General features: G+C 37.8%; 13 protein-coding genes. 8 read left to right on the top strand and 5 right to left on the bottom strand.

The features are described from left to right. The first annotated feature begins 169 nt into the window (after positions 1-169). Genes DDU33_RS07180 through DDU33_RS07170 form a run of 3 tightly spaced genes read left to right on the top strand, consistent with a single transcriptional unit; the run spans position 170 to position 3,066 of the window. The gene (locus tag DDU33_RS07180; RefSeq protein WP_108924068.1) at positions 170-907 is read left to right on the top strand and encodes a (Fe-S)-binding protein; all 738 of its coding nucleotides are present in this window, start codon (positions 170-172) and stop codon (positions 905-907) included. Position 908: 1 nt separating this feature from the next. Further along, positions 909-2,318 carry a LutB/LldF family L-lactate oxidation iron-sulfur protein gene (locus DDU33_RS07175; protein WP_108924066.1) on the top strand — a complete coding sequence of 470 codons (1,410 nt, stop codon included), beginning with the start codon at positions 909-911 and terminating at the stop codon, positions 2,316-2,318. Between the two features lie 49 nt (positions 2,319-2,367). Then, positions 2,368-3,066, top strand: a complete 699-nt coding sequence (locus tag DDU33_RS07170) for a LutC/YkgG family protein (RefSeq protein WP_005818534.1) — start codon at positions 2,368-2,370, stop codon at positions 3,064-3,066. A gap of 50 nt (positions 3,067-3,116) precedes the next feature. Here DDU33_RS07170 and DDU33_RS07165 read toward each other — a convergent pair whose 3' ends face one another. The 4 genes from DDU33_RS07165 to djlA all read right to left on the bottom strand — a co-directional run bounded on the left by DDU33_RS07165 (position 3,117) and on the right by djlA (position 8,668). Then, a complete protein-coding gene (locus DDU33_RS07165) occupies positions 3,117-5,600 on the bottom strand; it encodes a TonB-dependent hemoglobin/transferrin/lactoferrin family receptor (protein WP_005818532.1) in 2,484 nt (827 codons plus the stop codon). A gap of 141 nt (positions 5,601-5,741) precedes the next feature. Next, positions 5,742-6,794, bottom strand: a complete 1,053-nt coding sequence (locus DDU33_RS07160) for a TIGR01620 family protein (RefSeq protein ID WP_108924064.1) — start codon at positions 6,792-6,794, stop codon at positions 5,742-5,744. Position 6,795: 1 nt separating this feature from the next. Beyond that, entirely contained in the window at positions 6,796-7,755 is a 960-nt protein-coding gene (gene dusC, locus DDU33_RS07155; RefSeq protein ID WP_005818528.1) for a tRNA dihydrouridine(16) synthase DusC, read from the bottom strand. Positions 7,756-7,798: 43 nt separating this feature from the next. After that, positions 7,799-8,668, bottom strand: coding sequence for a co-chaperone DjlA (gene djlA, locus DDU33_RS07150; protein ID WP_108924062.1), 870 nt, complete (start codon positions 8,666-8,668; stop codon positions 7,799-7,801). A 246-nt stretch (positions 8,669-8,914) separates the two neighbouring features. Between djlA and metK the strand changes: the two genes are divergently transcribed. Continuing rightward, positions 8,915-10,069, top strand: a complete 1,155-nt coding sequence (gene metK / locus DDU33_RS07145; RefSeq protein WP_005818524.1) for a methionine adenosyltransferase — start codon at positions 8,915-8,917, stop codon at positions 10,067-10,069. 47 nt (positions 10,070-10,116) lie between these two features. On the opposite strand, the gene DDU33_RS07140 is transcribed toward metK, so the two are convergent. Beyond that, on the bottom strand, positions 10,117-11,121 hold the full coding sequence (locus tag DDU33_RS07140) for a TrmH family RNA methyltransferase (protein ID WP_108924060.1): 1,005 nt from the start codon (positions 11,119-11,121) through the stop codon (positions 10,117-10,119). Positions 11,122-11,369: 248 nt separating this feature from the next. Here DDU33_RS07140 and rpoE point away from each other — a divergent pair, with 248 nt between their 5' ends. The 4 genes from rpoE to DDU33_RS07120 all read left to right on the top strand — a co-directional run bounded on the left by rpoE (position 11,370) and on the right by DDU33_RS07120 (position 14,211). After that, on the top strand, positions 11,370-11,945 hold the full coding sequence (rpoE, locus tag DDU33_RS07135; protein WP_005818520.1) for an RNA polymerase sigma factor RpoE: 576 nt from the start codon (positions 11,370-11,372) through the stop codon (positions 11,943-11,945). A gap of 73 nt (positions 11,946-12,018) precedes the next feature. Continuing rightward, positions 12,019-12,612 carry a sigma-E factor negative regulatory protein gene (locus DDU33_RS07130; RefSeq protein ID WP_005818518.1) on the top strand — a complete coding sequence of 198 codons (594 nt, stop codon included), beginning with the start codon at positions 12,019-12,021 and terminating at the stop codon, positions 12,610-12,612. 184 nt (positions 12,613-12,796) lie between these two features. Beyond that, positions 12,797-13,753, top strand: coding sequence for a MucB/RseB C-terminal domain-containing protein (locus tag DDU33_RS07125; protein ID WP_108924058.1), 957 nt, complete (start codon positions 12,797-12,799; stop codon positions 13,751-13,753). 8 nt (positions 13,754-13,761) lie between these two features. Then, positions 13,762-14,211, top strand: a complete 450-nt coding sequence (locus DDU33_RS07120) for a SoxR reducing system RseC family protein (RefSeq protein WP_108924056.1) — start codon at positions 13,762-13,764, stop codon at positions 14,209-14,211. The last annotated feature ends 1 nt before the right edge of the window (position 14,212 follow it).

The following is a 14,212-nucleotide window of genomic DNA, read 5'->3' as shown; positions in this document are numbered from 1 at the left end:
GGTAAATCCAAATAACCTAAGCTATGGTAAAATAGACCATACAAGCGGTTAAATATAATCAAGCATTTACCACTTAAATAAAAAGGAAGTAGCCAATACTTCCTTTTCTTCTATCTGGCTAAATAAATACGATTTTTTCTTATTCTTATTTAAAAGTGGGAACACTCAAATGAATGTAAATTTTTATGTAACCTGTATTGCTGATGTGGTAAAAGCCGGTGTCGCAAAAAACAGTGTTTTATTACTTGAAAAACTAGGCTGTAATGTTGTTTTCCTTGAAAAACAAGGTTGCTGCGGCCAACCTGCCATTAACAGTGGCTACACCAAACAAGCACTCGCAGGAATGAAAAGCCTTGTCGAAACCTTTGAGGTTAATGACTATCCTATCGTTGCACCAGCGGGTTCTTGTGTATATGCAATTAAAAATTACCCTGAATACTTTAACCGTTTTGGCGAAAGTGAATGGGCTAAACGTGCGGAAAAAGTGGCGGCAAGATTTCACGATTTAACCGATTTTATTGTGAACGTACTTAAAATTACTAATGTAGGCGCACGTTTAAACGGTAAAGCGGTTTATCACCCTTCTTGTAGTCTTACCCGTAAATTAGGCGTTGTAAATGAACCGCTTACACTTCTTCAAAATGTAAAAGGTTTAGAATTATTACCAATTCACAATCAACAAACCTGTTGTGGCTTCGGGGGAACATTCTCGGTCAAAATGGCTGAAATTTCTGGTGAAATGGTTACGGAAAAAGTCGTAAATATTAGCGAAGTAGAACCGGATTATTTAGTCGGGGCTGATGTAAGTTGCTTAATGAACATTGGCGGTCGCTTAAGCCGCGAAGGTAAAAATGTAAAAGTTATGCATATTGCGGAAGTTTTAATGCAAGAAGAAGGAGAAGCCTAATATGTCTCATTTACAAACTAGCACGCTCCCCTTTAAACAACGTGTAGAACAACAAGTACACAACGAAATTATGCGCAAAGCGGTGGTTAAGGCGCAAGAAACTATCGGGGCTAACCGCCAAAAAATGGTTGATGAATTAGGCAACTGGGAAGAATGGCGAGATCTTTCAAAACAATTCCGTAACCACGTTTTAGCCAATTTAGATGCGTATCTTTACCAATTAAGTGAAAAAGTGACACAAAACGGTGGGCACGTCTTTTTTGCAGAAACTGCCGAAGAAGCGACCGCTTATATTCGTAAAGTTGCTCTTGAGAAAAAAGCCAAAACCATCGTGAAATCAAAATCCATGGTAACGGAAGAGATTGGTTTGAACCACGTGCTAGAAGCAGAAGGCATGAAAGTGGTTGAAACCGATTTAGGGGAATATCTCTTACAAATCGTAGGCGATAAACCTTCGCATATTGTTGTGCCGGCAATTCATAAAGATCGTCATCGTATCCGTAAAGAACTTCACGAAGTATTAGGCTATGAAGGTTCTGAACAACCGGAAGAGATGAACGCCTTTATTCGCCAAGTATTGCGTAAAGACTTCTTAGAAGCAGATATCGGTATTTCAGGCTGTAACTTTGCTGTACCTGAAACCGGTTCTGTTTGTTTGGTCACAAATGAAGGTAACTTACGTTTAGCAACAACAGTGCCTAAAACCCATATCGCTGTGATGGGAATGGAACGTTTAGCCCCAACATTTAAAGAAGTGGACGTATTGATCACTATGCTATGTCGTAGTGCGGTAGGTGCAAAATTAACCGCTTACAATACTTGGCTAACGGGCCCTCGTTTAGAAGGCGAAGTTGATGGACCTGAAGATTTCCATCTTGTTATTGTGGATAATGGTCGTTCTGCTATTTTAGAAAGCGAATTCCAAGAAGTTTTACGTTGTATCCGTTGTGGTGCTTGTTTGAATACCTGCCCAGCGTACCGCCAAATTGGTGGACATGGTTATGGCTCTATCTATCCGGGTCCGATTGGTGCAGTTATTTCGCCATTATTAGGTGGCTATGAGGAATTTAAAGAATTGCCTTATGCATGTTCATTATGTAATGCGTGTAATAGTGTATGTCCGGTAAAAATTCCACTGGCTCAGCTGATTCTCAAACATCGTGAAAAAATGGTCGATCAAGGGCTAACACCAAAACTTGAACAATTAGAGATTAAAGGCTTTACCTTTGCCAACTCACACCCTGCCGTATGGAATATGGGCGTGAAAGTTGGTGCTAAATTGATGGGTAAATTTATCAAGAATGGTAAAGCGCCTGTTCAAATGGGTGCTTTAAGCGAATGGACAAAAGCACGTGATCTGCCAACACCTGAAGGCGAAAGCTTCCGTGAGTGGTTTGCTAACCGTAAATAATTAAACATATTCTCCACTGCTTGGTGGAGAATAATAAAGGAATAAAAAAATGAACCTAGAAAATAGAGAAAATTTTTTAAATAAACTTGCGGCAAAAATGGGAAGACCTCGTCAGTTAGTTCCTGCACCGATGGAAGCACCTGTGAATGACCATCCAACGACACGTTTAACACATCTATCGCAAAATGAACTTTGCAATGAATTCATGAATTTTGCCAAAGTACTTTTAGTTGATGTTGTTGAAACCAAAGAGGCTGATGTTGCCCAAGCTGTTGTCGACGTTTGTGAAAAATATGGTGGAAGCAGCATCGTATTAAACAACGATGCTCGCCTTGAAAATTTAGGGATTACTTCTGCCGTAACAGAAAAATTTGATAGCTATGTTTGGGATTTCTCAAAAGGCGAAGAAAACATTGCGAAATCCGCTGTGGCTAACATTGGTATCGTTTATGGCGAATACGGTTTAGCTGAATCAGGTGGTATCGTCTTGTTTGCAACTAAAGATAACGGTCGTTCAACAAGCTTACTACCTGAAAAATCGATTGTTGTTGTTCGTAAAAGTACCGTGTTACCACGTGTAGCCCAATTAGCTCAAATTCTTCACGAAAAAGCGCAAGCCGGCGAACGTATGCCATCTTGTGTCAATATCATTTCTGGTCCAAGTGCAACGGCAGATATTGAATTGATTAAAGTTGTTGGGGTTCATGGCCCTGTTTCAAAAATTTATGTCGTAATTGATGACCTATAATCATTAAAGTAATAAGGCGGAGTATTATCTCCGCCTATTCTCAATTAATATTAGAAACGAACTTCTACTGAAGCAGAATAATTACGCCCTGGTGCATAAAAACGTTCTAATCCTTGTCCTTTATCCCAATCAATACTATTCACAGTCGCGCGACGATTTAATCCTCGCAAACTATCCCAAGTATGATATTTACGATTCAATAAATTATAAATACCAGCCCTTAAAGTAATATTTTTTGTTGGTTTATAATAACCAAACAAATCGAATATAAATGCTTTCGCATTTAACCAACGATAAGACTCTGTTTTTAAGTAACTTTCTGTTTTTTTGCACACTTGATTCCCAACCCAATAATCAAATTCAGATAGAACGCAACGTTCTGTAAGTTCTGAGACTTGTGCATCTTTTGGTTTTTTATTTCCTAGATATGTTAAACGAGAAAATATCCCCCATGTCTCACTTGGATGCTCATAATCTAGACCTACGACTACTTTTAATGGTTGAATAGAAAGTAAACTATCTGATGTGGATAACTTACCTTTACTATAACCCAAAGCCCCATGCAATTTAAAACCTTTCGAAAATCCTATAAATTGATGAAGATCAAGATTACCTTTTATTTCAATACCATTAATACGCGCTCTATCCAAATTAACCATCTGTTGATAATAATCCGTTCTTTCTCCTGTACACCCTGTATAATATGCAGCATACCAATCACAAGTTGGATCATTACGAGTAATCGATGTTTCTTGTTCAAAGAGAAAATCCCGATAACGAGTCTGATAAAGCGTCAAATCCAAGCTACCATATTTACCCTTACCTTGCAGAAAAATACTATGGTTAGAGCTTTTTTCTGAATCTAGGTGGGGATTCGCAGCCCAATTCCCATAAGCACTTTCAAATGTAAAATACATTTCTGATGCCGTAGGTGTTCGATATCCCGTACTCCATTGGTACCCAATCATCCAATTAGGATCTAAATGAGCATCTAATCCTAGAAGCCCATTCCAATTTTTAAATGATTTCCCATGCATATCAACACTTGCGCATAACCGACCAAAATTGCTACTTTTTCCACAAGGGACTTGAGGATTTAAATGCTGAGGTTTTACCTTCTCATAATGATAACCAAAACCTATATGAGCAGAAAAAATATCATTAAAAGTGATATCATTTTTTAGATCTACGCCATATAGTTGAGTTCTCATCGGATATTGAATCGTATAAGTTTCTTTCCCCTTCACGCGCCCATCTATATCAATAATCTCATCATTATTGATATTTTCAAAATCCCTACGTGCGGCGAAAGCCCTTAAGCGCAATAAGTGTTCAGCTCCGAATATTTGCAAAGGCTGGCTATCTAAACGTGTTGAAATTCGATAGAATTCCGTTTTATTATTTCGGTGATCCCTGTTCTGTAAAGCACCTTTTTCATACAAAAATCCTTCTCGCCAATTACCACCTGTTCTATCAAAGCTCCCTTTATAATTTAAGGCTGAATTTTCTGTTTTTTGATAATCTATATCTGTTCGGATAAGTGATAATAAAGTAGACTCTGGTGCAAATTCGTAATGAGCATTAGCATTTAAACGTTTTTGCTCATCATCAGCCTCTCTCCAATAAGTTGTTAATGAATATGATTTTTCATCAATATAATTACTATTATTTTGTCCACTTACAGAGAGACCTAAACGATGCCCTGGTATAATGTTCCAGCCTAATTTTGCTAAATAACTATGATTTTTATGTGTTGAAGGATCTGGAGTAATTCTAGCCGCTCCAATTTCAGCTCTTCGCGCAATATCTCTCGGAGTATCATAATATCCTTCACTTTGTACATGAGTATTTCCTCCTGCACTTTTCATTTCATGCCCATAACGCTGAGAATAAACAAATATTGTATCAATGACTTCATTGGCATAAGCTAAACCAACAGTATTGGTCCATTCACGATTTTTACTACTATATCCTGAACGAAATAAACCACCAAAATGCTTATTTTCTTCGATTAGATCATAAGCTTCTAGCGTATGATAATTAACATGCCCACCTAAAGATCCACTACCAAAATTTAGAGAATCAGAGCCTCTTACAATATCAATATTTCGTACTAATTCAGAATCAATAGCTAGACGCGAATTATTAAAATTTCCATAGCGAGCATATAAAGAATTTTCTTCAGAATCAGGCAGTGAAACAGAATCTATACTAATCCCGACCCTATTACCTTCTACACCTCTTATTGCAAATCCTTTTAATCGCTGTCCATTATCACTAATCCCGATATCCGTAGCATAACGAACAAGATCGCGAGTATCCCTGATAAGCTCTGTTTGGATATTTTTCACATTTTTTTTAATAATATTAGGAGTATTGCTCGTTCGACTATCTAAATTTTCACTAATATTAATCGTATCTAAGGACATTGTATTCTGTTGTGCTGAAGATAGGGAATTTAAAGTGAATAAAGTAAGCGCAATAGCTGAATATTTAAACACAGGTATATTAACTGTCTTTGAAGATTTAAGCATAATGTATCCTTTCTCGTAATTATGAAATAACGCTAATTATAAAAAGAGATACCCAATAAAATCAAATGATAATTATTCCTATTTTAAGATTTGTGATCTCTATCACAAAAAAGCTCACATATGTGAGCTTTTCTAACTGTATTATTTTATTTTTTCTGTTTCCATTGATTTACTAAAAATTGTTGATTTCACGGCTCCTAATATCTCTTGACGAAGGTGTGCAATTTTCGGTTTTTCATTCTTTTGGAAAGCCAGAGGGCGACAAAACTCCATGGCTTTAATCCCTAATCTTGCCGTAAGTAACCCCACGCCAATGCCTTGCGCTGCTCTTAAAGATAATTTTGCAGTTAAGTTCTGTGAGAAAAATTCTGCACCTACATCGGTGGCGATTTCTGTCGCGCCAGCAAAAACCATATTGGTCAAAACCATTTTAAACAGTTTTAGACGGCTAAAGTAGCCTAATTCCATGCCATAAATACGCGTGATTTTATTCACTAATGCGATATTTCGCCACGCAACCATCAGAACATCAACTAGTGCTAAAGGACTTACTGCCACGATAATCGCATTCTCTGTTGCACTTTTTGAAATCAATTGTTTGACTTGTTTATCAAGCGGCGATAATACATTTTCACTAAACAAATAAGCCACCTCTTTACCATTGTAGCCATCCTCTAACTGATTAAGCCAACGTTGCTGATATTGCTCAATGTTCGGAATATGCTCTAAATTTGCCAATACCTGATTACAAAATGCTTTCGTTTTTTCACCGCTTGTTGAAGCCGATTCTTCTAGCCAAAATTGTTGGCTAAGTTGCTGATTCTGCTGATGTTTACGTAAAAAGACAAGCTTTCGCCATTCATTAACAATTGCACCAACGCCTGTTAGACTGACTAAGAAAAATACAATAGCAAAAGCGAAATCGATCCATTGATGCGCTTGAAAACTGTCGTATAACCATTGAATACTTTGAGCAATCACTGCTACGGTAAATAATGCCAGTGCCGCTAACAACAATCTAACCCAAAATCGGGAAGGTTTTAGACTTTCTTCAATAATCAATTCTGCGGTTGCAGACTGATACTCACTCTCTAAATTATCCTCTTCAATGACAACTTCTTCTTCCGTAAACTCTTGTTTTGCTTGAAAAGAAGTAGGCTGAATCTCTTGTTCACTAAAAATCTGTTTTTGCATTTTATTGTCCTTTTTCGACCGCTTGCTCAATATGTCTTTTTAAGCCTGCATAGCCGTGTTCTGTTTTTAGAATTTGGAATAAAGCAATTGCTTCCGGATACTCTTTATCCAAATAATGCAACCATTGTTTAATGCGTGCCACGTGATAAAAACCGGAGTCGTGCTCATTTTCCATATTCACATATTGGAACAGCAATTTAAGCACCTCACGCCACGCTAATTTTGGCTGATTAAATTTCACTACTCGGCTTAAATTCGGTGTATTTAATGCACCTCGCCCAATCATTAACGCTTGGCAAGCGGTAATTTCTTGGCATTTTTTTGCAGATTCAAAATCCCATATTTCGCCATTGGCAATAACTGGGATATTCAATCTTTTTTGAATATCGCCAATGGCTTGCCAGTTTATCCGTTCTGCACGATAACCATCGGTTTTGGTACGCCCGTGAACGGTAATTTCATTTGCGCCGCCCCGCTGCACTGCATCAGCAATTTCAAAACATTGCTCGGCAGAATCCCAACCTAAACGCACCTTAACCGAAACCACCTGCTCTTTCGGCACGGCTTGGCGAATCGCTTGGGTCGCTCGATAAATCAGCTCCGGATCTTTCAAGAGCGAAGCACCGCCATTACTGCCATTAACCGTTTTGGACGGACAACCGCAATTTAGATCAACACCGTGTGAGCCTAACTCAATCGCCAGCTCGGCATTTTCCGCCAACCACTGCGGGTACTGCCCTAAAAGTTGCACACGTACAGGCGTTCCTGAATCGGTTTTGCCGGCTTGATAAAGTTCCGGACAAAGACGGTAAAAAGTTTTGCGAGGGAGTTTCTGATCAACCACGCGTACAAATTCTGAAATGCAGAGATCATAATCATTTACCGTAGTCAAAAGTTTACGCAGAAAAGGATCTAATACCCCCTGCATTGGGGCTAAAATTACTTTAGGTGTCATCATCATAAAAAATAACGGATAACGCTGAGTTATCCGTTGCAAAAGTGAGTTATTTCCAACCTTTATATTTACAAATTAAATCATAGGCGGCTTGAATTTGTTGAGCTTTTTCCTTAGCTAATTCCATCATCTCGTCAGGTAAGCCTTTGGCTGCGAGCTTGTCTGGATGATGTTCATTCATCAATTTGCGGTAAGCCCGTTTTACCGTGTTCTGATCATCAGAAGCACTCACGCCCAATACATTATAAGCCGCCTCAATACTTGGCGCACTGTTAGCTTGGCGGTATCCACCATAAGAGCCTTGTTGCGATTGTTGAGAGTCGTTTTGTTGATAATGGTACTCTTGATAAAAATTCCCCGAACGGAATTGTTGCGCCGCCATAACCATTGCGATCATTCGTTCAAATTGGAAACGGCTCATACCTAATGTTTCAGCAATCGTAAACAAAATTTGCTGTTCATTGCTATCTAATTCACCATCTTGTACGGCGGCTTGCATTTGTACTTCCACGAAAAAACGTAGTAAATCCGCACGCTGTCCACAGGCTTCTCTAAATTCTTGAATCACTTGACGAAGTGGGAAATCAGATTCTTTACCCAATGTGAAGGCTTGTTGGGCTAATTGTTGATTTGCAGCGTCTAATTTCAGGCGAGCCATTAGCTGACGAGCAAGATGAATATCATCTTCAGTTACACGCCCTTTTGCTTTGGCAATATGGCCTAATACCGCAAAAGTAGTTTGAGTAAACAGAGATTGACGTGTTAAATTTTTGCCAAAAATCGTAGAACGAACACTACCTAGCTCGTAGAGCTTTTTATCAGCAAGGTGTCCTAAAAAAGCACCAAAAAGCGCGCCGAAAAAGCTATGAAAAATTTGATAACCTAAAAAGAAACCGACAATTTTTCCAATAAATTGCATTCTGTTTTTTCCTATAATTTTATTGAGTTCACAAATAATAAGGGCGTTTTTCGATAAGACAAGGTTTATTAAAAAAAGTTTGCCTTAAATGTTCAAAAAATGTATTATGGACGTCTAGACGGAAAAACGGCTAATTAGTTTATTAAACAACGTAAATACAAGCGGTTGAATTTTGCAAAAAATTAGCAAAATTGACCGCTTGTATTATTCCCTATTCAGTAAAAAACAAATATCAAAGGATATAAAATGGCTATCAATTTATTTACATCAGAATCGGTATCGGAAGGGCATCCGGATAAAATCGCAGACCAAATCTCAGATGCAGTATTAGACGAAATTCTCAAACAAGACCCGAAAGCACGTGTGGCGTGTGAAACCTATGTAAAAACCGGTATGGCACTTGTGGGCGGTGAGATCACCACTTCTGCTTGGGTGGATATTGAAAACTTAACTCGCCAAGTGATTTGCGACATCGGTTATACCCATTCAGATATGGGCTTTGATGCGCACTCTTGTGCGGTATTAAATGCTATCGGCAAACAATCGCCAGACATCAATCAAGGTGTGGATCGTGCTAACCCATTAGAGCAAGGTGCAGGCGACCAAGGGATTATGTTCGGTTACGCAACAAATGAAACGGAAGTGTTAATGCCGGCTCCAATCACTTACGCTCATCGTCTAATGGAACAACAAGCAAAAGTGCGTAAATCAGGCAAATTAGATTGGTTACGCCCTGATGCAAAAAGCCAATTAACCTTTATTTACGAAGATAACAAAATTAAAGGCATCGATGCTGTGGTGCTTTCAACCCAACACGCAGAACACGTTGATCAGAAGACAGTGTTTGAAGGTGTGATGGAAGAGATCATCAAGCCGGTATTGCCAAGCGAATGGTTAAGCCAAAATACCAAATACTTTATCAACCCGACAGGTCGTTTTGTGATCGGTGGTCCAATGGGCGACTGTGGTTTAACAGGCCGTAAAATTATCGTTGATACCTACGGCGGTGCAGCGCGTCACGGTGGCGGTGCGTTCTCTGGTAAAGATCCATCAAAAGTGGATCGTTCAGCTGCCTATGCTGCACGTTATGTAGCGAAAAATATTGTCGCAGCAGGTTTAGCAGATCGTTGTGAAATTCAGCTTTCTTATGCGATCGGTATCGCCGAGCCAACGTCAATTATGGTGGAAACCTTTGGCACTGGTAAAGTGAGCAATGAAGTGTTAGTGCGTTTAGTGCGTGAACATTTCGATTTACGTCCATACGGCTTAATCAAAATGTTAGATTTAATCCGTCCGATTTATCGTGAGACTGCCGCTTACGGACACTTTGGTCGTGAGCATTTCCCTTGGGAAAAAACGGATAAAGCGGAAGCATTAAGAGCGGATGCTGGCTTAAAATAACCCTAGTTTTAACAAAAATGCGGACATGATGTCCGCATTTTTTATAATTAAAGTACCTTTTCTTGATACCACTGATTCAACAATATTCCAGCATTAACTGCAACATTTAAGCTACTCGAGAGTGGATTTGCTACCGAAAGCTGAACGGTAACATCTTCGCTAAATTCAATTTCATTTGAAACAATTTCACTTAATACAAAAACAACTTTCTCTGCAAGTGCTATTTTAGTCAGCGTAGAGGCTTGCTTTTGGCGTGTTAAATGAATGATCTGATAACCTGCATTTCTTAATTGCTGTAAAGCAATTTGTTTATGTTTTGTTTCTAACGCATGGACAAATTCTAATCCGCCTTCAGCCACTCGGGCTGCTGCACTCGAATTTAAGCGATCACTACTTTCCGTAATAATCCCTTTTACACCATAGAATGCACAGGTGCGAATAACCCCTCCGACATTCTGAGCATTATTGACATTATCAAGTAATACCAAACAATCACGCGCACGAGTAATTTGTAAGTAGCCCTCTAAAGAAAATACTGGTGATTTTTTTACTAGCAAACAAACATCGCCATGATGCTCCGTTCCTGTTACTTTCTCCATTTCTTCACGAGAAACAACATGATAAGCTTTCTTATGTTCAGCTAAGTAACTTAACATATCCCCTAATTTTTTTGCCCCTTCAACCGTTGCCCATAAACGCACGATAGATTCTGGTCGCTGTTGGAATATGGCTAGACAACTGTTTTCGCCATAAACTTTCATCTCTTCTGCACGGTTCTTCTTAATTTTTTCAGGCGCTCTAGGTGAAAGCGGTCCTGTTTTTTTCTCTTTTTGCAAAGAAGAATGACCTTTGACATGAATTTTCACGCTACCTTGTCCGCTCGCTTTTTTCCCTTCGGTCAGATAAATTGTTTCTGTGCGATTTAACGTTAATTTTTTTTCGCGATAGCCTTTTTCTTGTGAACGTGATGTTTTCTCTTTTGTATTCGTTTGATTTCGTTTACGTTCCAATGTTTGGAACTGAGGTCTATTTTCATTAAATGTTGGTTTCATGGTAATTTTCTCATTAAGAAAAGATACATTTATTATAACAAAACCGCTTCTTTTTCGCTGATATATCTTTGGATATTTTTAAAATTAAAGTAGAATTCCGAGTCTTACTGATTAAAGTAAGATGATTTTTCAAATAAAAGAAAAAAGAAAATAAATTTCTTATCTTTTTATGAACTATCTGGAAAAATGACACTCTAATGTAGTGTGCGATGAAGAAGAAAAAGAATTGAAATTTAGGAGTCCGCAAATTGAGCGAACAAATCACCGACCAAGAATTAGTCGAAAAAGCACAACAAGGTGATAAAAAAGCATTTAATTTACTGGTAGTTCGCTACCAAAACAGAGTGGCAGGATTGCTTACTCGTTATGTCGCACGCGACGATATTCCTGATATTGTGCAAGAGTCATTTATTAAAGCTTATCGTTCTTTAGAGTCTTTCCGTGGTGAAAGCGCTTTTTATACGTGGCTTTATCGTATTGCAGTAAATACTGCAAAGAATCATTTAACTTCGTTAGGTCGTCGTCCACCTAAGGAAGATATTTTAGCCGAAGATGCTGAGAGTTATGATGTCGGCACTCAATTAAGAGAAGCTGATACCCCCGAAAACTTAGTATTATCTAATGAATTAAAACGTATTGTATTTGAAACAATTGAAAACTTACCAGAAGAGTTAAAAGCAGCAATTACATTACGTGAAATTGAAGGTCTGAGTTACGAAGAAATTGCCGAAGTGATGAATTGCCCAGTAGGAACCGTTCGTTCTCGTATTTTTAGGGCTCGTGAAGCAATTGATGCAAAAATCAATCCTTTGATGCAAGGCTAACTAATTATTTAAGATTTTAAACCTTTTACCATTTTCAAAAGGTATCCTATTTTCAAGTTAATTGGAGTAAATTATGCAACAAAAAGAAACCCTATCAGCTTATATGGATGGGCAAAAAACTGAGTCGGGTTTTGCAGAAACCCTAGCGAACAGCCCAGAATTAAAGCAAAAATGGGCAAACTATCACACTATTCGTAGTGTAATGCAAGGGGAAGAGATTCTACTTGGTCAAGATTTTTCAGCAAAAATGGAAGCATTAATTGAAAATGAATCTTTTGACAAGCAAGCTGAAAAACCGCGTGGTTTACTCGTGAAATTAAAACGTTGGAGTACCCCAATTATGCAAGCAGGCATTGCTGCCTCTGTTTGCTTAGTGGCTGTTTTAGGTGTGAATATGGTAAATAGCAACAATGAAGTTGCTCAAACCGAACCAGCATTACAAACCGTACCATTTAGCAATGCTGTTCAAGCTGTAAGCTACAACGCACCGGCAAAAGATCTTGCGACAGAAGAAAAATTAGAGCAACAGCAGCGCCGTATTGATGCTTTATTACAAAATCATGAACTACAAAAACGTTCAAGTACTGGTAATCCAACAGTATTAACTGAAGCAGAGAAAGTAAAAGCACAAACTTCTTCTACTCACTCGGAAGCACCTTCAAAATAATCAAAATATTGATTTATTTAGCCACTCTCTGTTTTTTCAGATGGGTGGCTTTCTTTTATCTCAACTGGGTATTAAATAACACATTAAGCGGTAAAAATTTTCGAAATATTCGTAAATTTTTGGTACACTTGTACCGCTTTAATTTTGAATACCCCAATAGACAAAAAGTGGAGATAAAACAATAATGAAAAAAATAAATACGTTTTATTTAACTTTGCTATGGTGCTTTTCATCCGTATCATGGGCAACGTCAACTTCCCCTATTCAATTATTACAAAATATGGTTTCTGCACATAAAAATACCAATTATGAACTACGCTATATTTTGCAACAAAACAATGACATCGAGTCATTTCAATATCGTCATACAATACAACTACATAAAGAGTTTGCACAACTACTGCGTTTAGACAATTCTCGAGAAGAAATTATTTTACGTGACAATACCGTAAGTTATTTAGGGCTAACATTCAAACCCTTTAGCCTCAAAAGTTCTCATATTTTAGATAACTTACCTTCTATTCTTTATACTGATTTTTCTAAACTAAAAAACTATCAATTTACGCTTTTAGGAAAATCTCGTATAGCTGATCGCATTGCGGATATCGTGAAAATCACGCCCTCCGATAACTCCCGATATCAATATACGCTTTGGATCGATGATGAAAATTCCCTTCTTCTGAAAAGTATTATGCAAGATCATGAGGGACAAACATTAGAACAATTTAAAGTGATTAGCCAATATGTGGGTAATGAACTTCTTTATGTGACACCATATTTAGAATCACTAAAATTACCCCCTGTTATTGATACTAGTCTGAGCGAGCAAAATATCAAACAAGACATAAACTGGAAGTTAAATTGGCTACCTAGTGGTTTTTATTTAGTTAAGGGATTAAAACAAGGCTTTATTACAGATACAGAAAAAATAACAAAGTTAGAAAGCCAATTATATAGTGATGGTATATTCTCTTTTACGGTATATGTCTTCCCCACAGAAGAACTTAGTTTTAATGAACAGTTCTTTAAACAAGGCAATTTGACTATTTTTAGTCATACCGTAGAAGATAAAAATATCGTCCTTATCGGTGATATTCCAACCGAAAGTGCAAAAAAAATTGTCTTTAATATCACTTTTTAGGAGTAATAATGATTATAGAAAATGCTATGGTGCTCTCTTATCAAGATGGTATTGCTCAAGTGCAATGTTTCGCTAAACAAGCCTGTGGAGGTTGTGCTGCGCAAAAAAATTGTGGAAGTAAAGCGCTATCAGGATTAGCAGGAGAAAAACTTGTGCAAGTATTAGAAATTAAAGTTAATGAAGATTTAAGTGCTGGCGAGATGGTTCAATTAGGTATCCCCGAAATGACCTTATTAAAAAGTGTATTTTGGATTTATTGTATCCCTCTTATGATACTGATATTATCCGCCCTTGTGTTATCTCAATTTATAATAAACGAATTATGGCTTGCATTCGGCATGATTTTTTTCACCGCTTGTAGCTTTCTTATGGTAAAAAAAATTATTGCCCATCAGCAATTAACCGAATTAACGCCAATTTTCTTAGGAAAAGCCCGCGAAAATAGGCTCGGAGAATAAT

The organism is Actinobacillus porcitonsillarum, assembly GCF_003101015.1.
Lineage (GTDB): Bacteria > Pseudomonadota > Gammaproteobacteria > Enterobacterales > Pasteurellaceae > Haemophilus_A > Haemophilus_A porcitonsillarum.
This window is presented reverse-complemented; position numbering and strand designations above follow the sequence as displayed.

Excerpts from the sequence above, each read along its gene's own strand:
- DDU33_RS07180 (WP_108924068.1), top strand. The coding sequence starts at position 170 with ATGAATGTAAATTTTTATGTAACCTGTATTGCTGATGTGGTAAAAGCC.
- DDU33_RS07175 (WP_108924066.1), top strand. The coding sequence starts at position 909 with ATGTCTCATTTACAAACTAGCACGCTCCCCTTTAAACAACGTGTAGAA.
- DDU33_RS07170 (WP_005818534.1), top strand. The coding sequence starts at position 2,368 with ATGAACCTAGAAAATAGAGAAAATTTTTTAAATAAACTTGCGGCAAAA.
- DDU33_RS07165 (WP_005818532.1), bottom strand. The coding sequence starts at position 5,600 with ATGCTTAAATCTTCAAAGACAGTTAATATACCTGTGTTTAAATATTCA.
- DDU33_RS07160 (WP_108924064.1), bottom strand. The coding sequence starts at position 6,794 with ATGCAAAAACAGATTTTTAGTGAACAAGAGATTCAGCCTACTTCTTTT.
- dusC (WP_005818528.1), bottom strand. The coding sequence starts at position 7,755 with ATGATGATGACACCTAAAGTAATTTTAGCCCCAATGCAGGGGGTATTA.
- djlA (WP_108924062.1), bottom strand. The coding sequence starts at position 8,668 with ATGCAATTTATTGGAAAAATTGTCGGTTTCTTTTTAGGTTATCAAATT.
- metK (WP_005818524.1), top strand. The coding sequence starts at position 8,915 with ATGGCTATCAATTTATTTACATCAGAATCGGTATCGGAAGGGCATCCG.
- DDU33_RS07140 (WP_108924060.1), bottom strand. The coding sequence starts at position 11,121 with ATGAAACCAACATTTAATGAAAATAGACCTCAGTTCCAAACATTGGAA.
- DDU33_RS07130 (WP_005818518.1), top strand. The coding sequence starts at position 12,019 with ATGCAACAAAAAGAAACCCTATCAGCTTATATGGATGGGCAAAAAACT.
- DDU33_RS07125 (WP_108924058.1), top strand. The coding sequence starts at position 12,797 with ATGAAAAAAATAAATACGTTTTATTTAACTTTGCTATGGTGCTTTTCA.
- DDU33_RS07120 (WP_108924056.1), top strand. The coding sequence starts at position 13,762 with ATGATTATAGAAAATGCTATGGTGCTCTCTTATCAAGATGGTATTGCT.